Annotated in this window: 5 protein-coding genes; 4 read left to right on the top strand and 1 reads right to left on the bottom strand. The window is 40.5% G+C overall.

The annotated features are described in order from the left end of the window. On the bottom strand, positions 1–198 hold a 198-nt coding region (locus J7E32_RS22375), incomplete at its 3' end, for a hypothetical protein (protein WP_214911779.1). A gap of 500 nt (positions 199–698) precedes the next feature. Between J7E32_RS22375 and mecA the strand changes: the two genes are divergently transcribed. The 4 genes from mecA (at position 699) to pepF (ending at position 6372) form a co-directional block, all read left to right on the top strand. After that, positions 699–1370 (top strand): adaptor protein MecA, encoded by a 672-nt coding sequence (gene mecA, locus J7E32_RS22370; RefSeq protein ID WP_214911778.1) that lies wholly within the window; start codon positions 699–701, stop codon positions 1368–1370. Between the two features lie 201 nt (positions 1371–1571). Then, positions 1572–3083 carry a cardiolipin synthase gene (cls, locus tag J7E32_RS22365; protein WP_214911777.1) on the top strand — a complete coding sequence of 504 codons (1512 nt, stop codon included), beginning with the start codon at positions 1572–1574 and terminating at the stop codon, positions 3081–3083. A gap of 116 nt (positions 3084–3199) precedes the next feature. Further along, positions 3200–4414 carry a competence protein CoiA gene (locus tag J7E32_RS22360; RefSeq protein WP_214911776.1) on the top strand — a complete coding sequence of 405 codons (1215 nt, stop codon included), beginning with the start codon at positions 3200–3202 and terminating at the stop codon, positions 4412–4414. A gap of 140 nt (positions 4415–4554) precedes the next feature. Next, positions 4555–6372 carry an oligoendopeptidase F gene (gene pepF, locus J7E32_RS22355; RefSeq protein ID WP_214911775.1) on the top strand — a complete coding sequence of 606 codons (1818 nt, stop codon included), beginning with the start codon at positions 4555–4557 and terminating at the stop codon, positions 6370–6372. The last annotated feature ends 517 nt before the right edge of the window (positions 6373–6889 follow it).

Raw genomic sequence — 6889 nt, 5'->3', positions numbered from 1 at the left:
TTTGAGAATTGTCCAGCTCCAGCGCCTAGCCCCTCGAGTCGCTTGTCTAGTGTCGCCTCCTAGAAACTCCGAAACTTCAACTCCGCCGGCAGAAGCAAAAAGCGCTTCTTTGTCGAAGTCTCCAGTTTCTGCGTTTCTGGACAGTCGGCTATACATTTCTATTTCGATCCGCCCATTGAAGTCAAAGAACGACTTCATTGGGCGGCCCTCCAGCGCTTGTCGGGGCTGAACGAGGCGCTTGCGCTTTTTGTTCTTCATGAAAGGACCCTTTCAAATGTTCTCCTGGCCGTGCAGACAAATTGAACTTTTGCGGCTTTTCTGCTAATATTTAAAGAATACCGTAAAATGTTAAAGATCGATCATTCAGGGGTAACTTGGTTGATTGTAGCAGAAGGTACGAGAATACTGCGATCAAGGCAGCACATTTGTGTGCCCCTTACAACATGTACAACAGTTACTCTGCTTTCAGACTGGATCATCCTTGAGCTTTTTATTTAAAAATGGGTGTATATTTTGTTTTCAAAATGGCTTAATATAACATAAAATAAAAGTACAAGATCGTTTATTTCTTTTTACACAGTCCCTTTGTAAATCAAGGTGATTTAGGCTTATTTATTAAGGGTAAATGATAAAGACCAACTGCTTTTTTGGGGGTATTTAGTCCCTTCAAATCTTTGCCTGGAAGGGAGAGAAAGCGAATGGAAATCGAACGTATTAATGAGAATACAGTTAAGTTCTACATTTCATATATGGACATTGAAGAGCGCGGATTTGACCGGGAGGAAATCTGGTATAACCGTGACCGCAGCGAAGAGCTTTTCTGGGAGATGATGGATGAAGTCCATGCCGAGGAAGAGTTTACAGTAGAAGGTCCTTTATGGATTCAGGTTCAGGCCCTTGAAAAAGGTCTTGAGGTTTTAGTGACAAAGGCACAGCTATCGAAGGACGGTCCTAAATTTGAACTGCCGCTTCCAAACGATAAACTGAAGGATTTGCCAGTCGATGAACGGATTGAAGAGTTGCTAGACCACCAATTCAATCCAAAGGGAATTGATGATGCTGATCCTGCCTTCGAAGATGATTTAGAATTCCTGCTGTACTTCAAGGATTTTGAAGACGTCATCTCACTCTCAAAAAGGCCGGGAATAGACACAGTCAAAACAAGCTTGTACAGCTATGATGACAAGTATTATTTATATATTGAGTTTCCTGAGCAGGATTTTGAGGATGAAGAAGAAATTGACAATATCCTAAGCGTTCTTCTAGAGTATGGGCAGGAGTCGACAGTTACGATTCACCGTCTCGATGAGTATGGTAACAAGATTATCGAAGAAGACGTGTTTAGTGTCATAAGAAAGCATTTTTCATGATTGCCGGCCGATTTCAGAGATGAAATCGGCTTTTTTAATCCGCCACGAGCCTCATGTCGGGCTTGAACGTGCTGTTTGCGCTTTTTTTGATATAATTTGTATGAATCTCTTCACTTAATAGAAACGTATATATATCTAAGGTTCCTATTTCTGTATTTTCGGCTGCAGGAATAATTCAGAGAGAGAAAACAGGTGGTAACAATGAAAAACACAGTGCGTATCTTAACTTTTTTATTAATTCTAGCTGGCATTTATTATTTGTTTTATGAAAAACTTGATGCAGTTTATCTTGGATATATCAGTATATTTATGTCACTTACTGTCATCTTCATCAGCTTTGTGATATTCCTTGAGAATCGTCATCCGGCCCAGACTTTGACCTGGATTGTCGTGCTTGGCGGCTTCCCGGTTGTTGGTTTTATTTTTTATCTTTTATTCGGCAGGAATAAACGTAAGGAAAAGATGTTCCGGCGCAAATACTTCCTCGATAAAAAAGCTTTTTCTAAAATCGAAGGGGACTCGGAAAGGGTCAATAAGGCGAGGATGCTTGATATGGAAGAGGACCATCGGCGCTTGTTTACCCTTGCCCAGAAGCTCGGGAACAGCCCGATCTCCTTTGCTACCTCCACAAAGGTGCTGACAAATGGTGATGAGACATTTAGCCATATCCTTGAAGAACTAAAAAAGGCTACACACCATATTCATATGGAATATTACATTGTCCGGCATGATAAAATCGGTGATGAAATTAAGGAAGTTTTGATCAGCAAAGCAAGAAAAGGTGTAAAGGTCAGGTTCCTATTTGATTCAGTTGGATCTTGGAAGCTCTCGAAAGAGTATATTTCCGACTTGAGTGAAGCTGGAGTAGAAGTAGTTGAATTTGGTCCTGTCCGCCTGCCGTTCCTGAATAGTAAATTCAATTTCAGGAACCACAGGAAAATCATTGTCATTGATGGGAACGTCGGCTTTGTTGGCGGCCTGAATATAGGCGATGAGTATCTTGGCAGAGACAAGGGTTTCGGTTTCTGGCGTGACACTCATCTAATGGCAAAAGGAGAAGCTGTTCGCAGCCTGCAGCTGATCTTCCTGCAAGATTGGTATTACATGACGAACAAAAGCTTTTTGACGTCGGATTATCTCTCGCCAGCCCTGCAGGCTAATACTCATGGTGGCGTTCAAATGATTGCCGGAGGACCTGACAATGAATGGAGTGTCATCAAAAATATCTTTTTTTCAATGATATCCTCAGCTGATAAATCTGTTTGGATTGCGTCGCCATATTTCATCCCTGATGAAGACATTTTCAGCGCAATAAAAGTTGCGGCACTAAGTGGGCTGGATGTAAGGCTCCTTGTGCCAAAGCGGCCAGATAAAAAAATCGTGTTCTTTGCTTCGAGGTCATATTTTCCCGAACTGCTTGAAGCGGGTGCAAAGATTTATGAATACGAAAAGGGCTTCATGCACAGCAAAATCGTCATCGTTGATGGTGAGCTTGCTTCCATCGGTACATCCAATATGGACATGAGAAGCTTCCACTTAAATTTCGAAGTCAACGCCTTCCTTTATAAAACTAGCAGCACTGCGAAACTTGTTAAAGAATATGAAAACGATGTACTTGACTCAACCGAAATTATCATGGAGGATTTCAGCAAACGCCACATAGGCTACAGACTTCTCGAATCTACTTCGAGACTGTTGTCGCCGATGCTTTAGATGCCCGGATGCAGATCCGGGTTGTTTTTTTATTTGTGAACATTTTTTAAACCATTATATATTAAAAAAGGGATTAACTCTATCGACTCGAATATTTCATAATGAAAGGAGGCGCATTGAATTTGCTGGTTGCGAATAAAAGCGATGGTAAAAGATTATCCCTGGGGGAAAGGTGGGAGAAAAGTGAATTAATAGCTATCAGATCGAGGGACAAGTTCCACTGTCCGGAATGTGGTGAAGAGGTGGTTATGAAACTGGGGAGCAAGAAGATTTGGCACTTTTCCCATTTAGTGGGAGGCAGCTGCCAATATGAGTATGATCGTGAATCCGAATATCATCTTTCTGGAAAACTTCAGCTCTTCAATTGGCTGAAAAAGCAAGGAATCAATGCTGAACTTGAACATTTTGACCAACAAATGAAGCAAAAACCAGACATTGCTTTCGAGTTGAAAAACCAAAAATATGCGATTGAATTCCAATGTTCAGTTATACCTGCAGAGATTTTTGAAAAAAGGACAAAAACTTATTTGCAAAATGGTGTAATTCCAATTTGGGTTGCAGCAGAGACATTGGTCAAACGCAAGAAAAATTATGTTGCATCAATCAATAACTTCCTCTATCTCTTCACCAGGCAAACAAGGCATTCCTGGAATATCCCGGCTTTTTGTCCGATTTCAGGGCAATTCATCAATCTGAATGGAGCCATTCCCATCACCTCCAAAAGGTCAATTACAAATCTAATAGTGAACTCACTTAAGCAGTATTCAGCAGAGGAGCTAGTGAACCCAATTGAAAAGTCATTCCCCTTCTTGAAAACTTGGCAAGCAGAAAATCAAAAACTGAAATCCCGCTACTTAACTTCTCCAGGTTCATGGCAAAATCCATTTCTGAAAGAACTCTATCGCAATCACCTTAGCCTTCTTACACTTCCATCCGAAATTGGCCTTCCTGTCCGATCGAGTCCCTATATTGAAACACCTCCACTCATATGGCAGACATTCTTATTCCTCGATGTATTCCGTCATTATCAGAAGGGGGACATAATAATGTATGCGAAAATCAGGGAAGCCTTTGATAGGCGATTAAGAAGGAAAGAAATCAAACTTCGGACTCTGCCTGTTGCTGAGGAAAGGGACCATAGGTACGCTCTTGCAGAATATGTATTTCTACTAACAAAGATTACATATTTAGAAAAAATTAACTCAGGTACTGTGAGAGTTCTCCGGGAAATCAGTATTCCAGATTCAATTGACGAACAAATCCATGAAGAAGCCGAATTTTTTACCAAGTACAAAAATGAAATTAATCAATCAATATTCCCACTAACATGAAAAGTGATATAACTGCGTAAAATAGGGTAGTTAGAATATAAACTTTTATTTAATTTTATTGAAGGAAATAAGAAAGCATTAGCGAATATATGTTACTAGAAAAGCTTTTCGAATTCCGAAATGTTGTAAGGAGGATCTATATGACAAACGAATCTGCAGTAAAGAAATTACCAGCAAGGGACGAGGTTTCCGCAGAAAACACGTGGAGACTTGAAGATATTTTTGCGGTTGATGAGCACTGGGAAAAAGAATTTAATGAGGTTAAAGGATTGATTCCTTCTGTTCAGGAGTATCAGGGCAAGCTTGGTGAAAGTGCTGAACAGCTTTATAGTGCACTTCAGTTGCAGGATAAATTGCTTGAGCGTTTAGGGCGACTTTATACATACGCGCACATGCGCTATGATCAGGATACTACAAATTCCTTTTATCAGGGGCTTGATGACCGCATCAAGAATCTGTATTCTCAAGCAGCAAGCGCACTTGCCTTCATCGTGCCGGAAATCCTGGCTGCTGATGAAGAGAAAATCAAAGGCTTCCTGAATGAAAAAGAAGAGTTGAAGCTTTATGAGCATGCATTGGAGGAAATCAATCTTCAGCGTCCGCATGTTCTATCCGCTGAAGAGGAAGCGCTTCTTGCTCAAGCTTCAGAGGTGATGAGTTCATCTTCTAATACATTCGGAATGCTGAACAACGCTGATTTAGAATTCCCTTCAATTAAGGACGAGAACCGAGAAGAAGTGGAAATCACGCATGGCCGCTACATCCGTTTCCTTGAAAGCGAAGATCGCAGGGTTCGGGAAGATGCTTTCAAAGCTGTGTACAAAACATATGGCAGCTTTAAAAATACCTTTTCCAGTACATTGAGCGGAAATATCAAAAAGGATAATTTCAACGCAAGGATCAGAAAATATGACTCTGCTAGGCATGCTGCGCTAGCAGCCAACAATATTCCCGAGAGCGTCTATGAAAACCTTGTAAATACGGTAAATGACAACCTGCATCTGCTGCACAGATATGTCAAGCTTCGCAAAAAGGTATTGGGTCTGGATAAGCTTCATATGTATGACCTTTATACACCGCTTGTTAAGGATGTGAAAATGGAGATTCCTTATGGTGAAGCAAAGGAATATGTCCTAAAAGGTTTAGCGCCTCTTGGGGATGAATATAACAATATCCTGAAAGAAGGATTTGAAAATCGCTGGGTGGATGTTTATGAGAATAAAGGAAAACGCAGCGGAGCTTATTCTTCAGGGGCGTATGGCACTAATCCGTATATCCTGATGAACTGGCAGGACAATGTTAATAACTTGTTTACGCTGGCTCACGAGTTCGGTCATTCCGTGCACAGCTACTACACCAGGAAGACACAGCCATATCCTTACGGTAACTACTCTATATTCGTTGCTGAAGTGGCATCTACTTGCAATGAAGCGTTGTTGAATGACTATATGTTAAAAACAATTGATGATGAGCAGAAGCGACTGTATCTTTTGAATCATTACCTTGAAGGCTTCAGAGGAACAGTATTCAGACAGACTATGTTCGCTGAATTTGAACATATGATTCACCAAAAGGCTCAAAATAACGAGGCGTTAACAGCCGATTCATTGACAAAGGATTACTACGAGCTGAACAAAAAGTATTTCGGTGAAGAAGACATCATGATCGATGAAGAAATCGGTCTTGAATGGTCAAGAATCCCGCATTTCTACTACAATTATTATGTATACCAGTATGCGACTGGCTTCAGTGCGGCAACAGCGCTGAGCAAACAAATCCTTGAAGAAGGGCAGCCTGCTGTTGAGCGTTATATCGATTTCTTGAAATCAGGCAGCTCAGATTACCCTATCGAAGTATTGAAAAAAGCAGGCGTCGATATGACAAGTTCTAAACCAATCGAGGAAGCATTGAAGGTCTTCGAAGAAAAACTCAACGAAATGGAAGCATTGCTTTCATAAAAAAGTCAAACCGGCCGCAAATCTGCGGCCGGTTTTTAGGTTGAAATTTAGAATCCTTTGAATTTTTTTCGGTTATTTAAATATATCAGTAAAATAAATAGGGCAATAAATAGGATAGGGGATGTTAGATACAAGGGAAGGAGATGCATTAATCCTAAAATATGAAGGATAAATGAAAAAACTATGAACAGTGCAATAAGGGAAAGACCTATTTTATCCAATTGAATCACTCCGGATCGCTTTATAGTTCATTTATATGCTGCGGTCCAGGCATTCATGAATGGATTTGACAATATTGTGAAATAACACACAAGGTTATTGTGATATGGAGCATGGATATGATATATTTATGGCGTGAAGTTGATCACAAGCAAACATTTACCCCTTTGTTTGACCGTGAAAAATTTCTCCCATCCCCTTTGTTCGTATAAAATAGAGAAAAGGCCTTGCAGTTGGAGAGCTGCAAGGCCTTTTTCTTTGTTAAGGAAATTATATTTAGGTGTGGATAACTGCATGT

Origin of the sequence: Bacillus sp. ISL-55 (genome assembly GCF_018613155.1) — a bacterium.
GTDB lineage: Bacteria > Bacillota > Bacilli > Bacillales > Cytobacillaceae > Mesobacillus.
Note: the sequence above shows the minus strand (reverse complement) of the source record. Positions and strands in the feature narration are given on the sequence as shown.

Excerpts from the sequence above, each read along its gene's own strand:
- mecA (WP_214911778.1), top strand. The coding sequence starts at position 699 with ATGGAAATCGAACGTATTAATGAGAATACAGTTAAGTTCTACATTTCA.
- cls (WP_214911777.1), top strand. The coding sequence starts at position 1,572 with ATGAAAAACACAGTGCGTATCTTAACTTTTTTATTAATTCTAGCTGGC.
- pepF (WP_214911775.1), top strand. The coding sequence starts at position 4,555 with ATGACAAACGAATCTGCAGTAAAGAAATTACCAGCAAGGGACGAGGTT.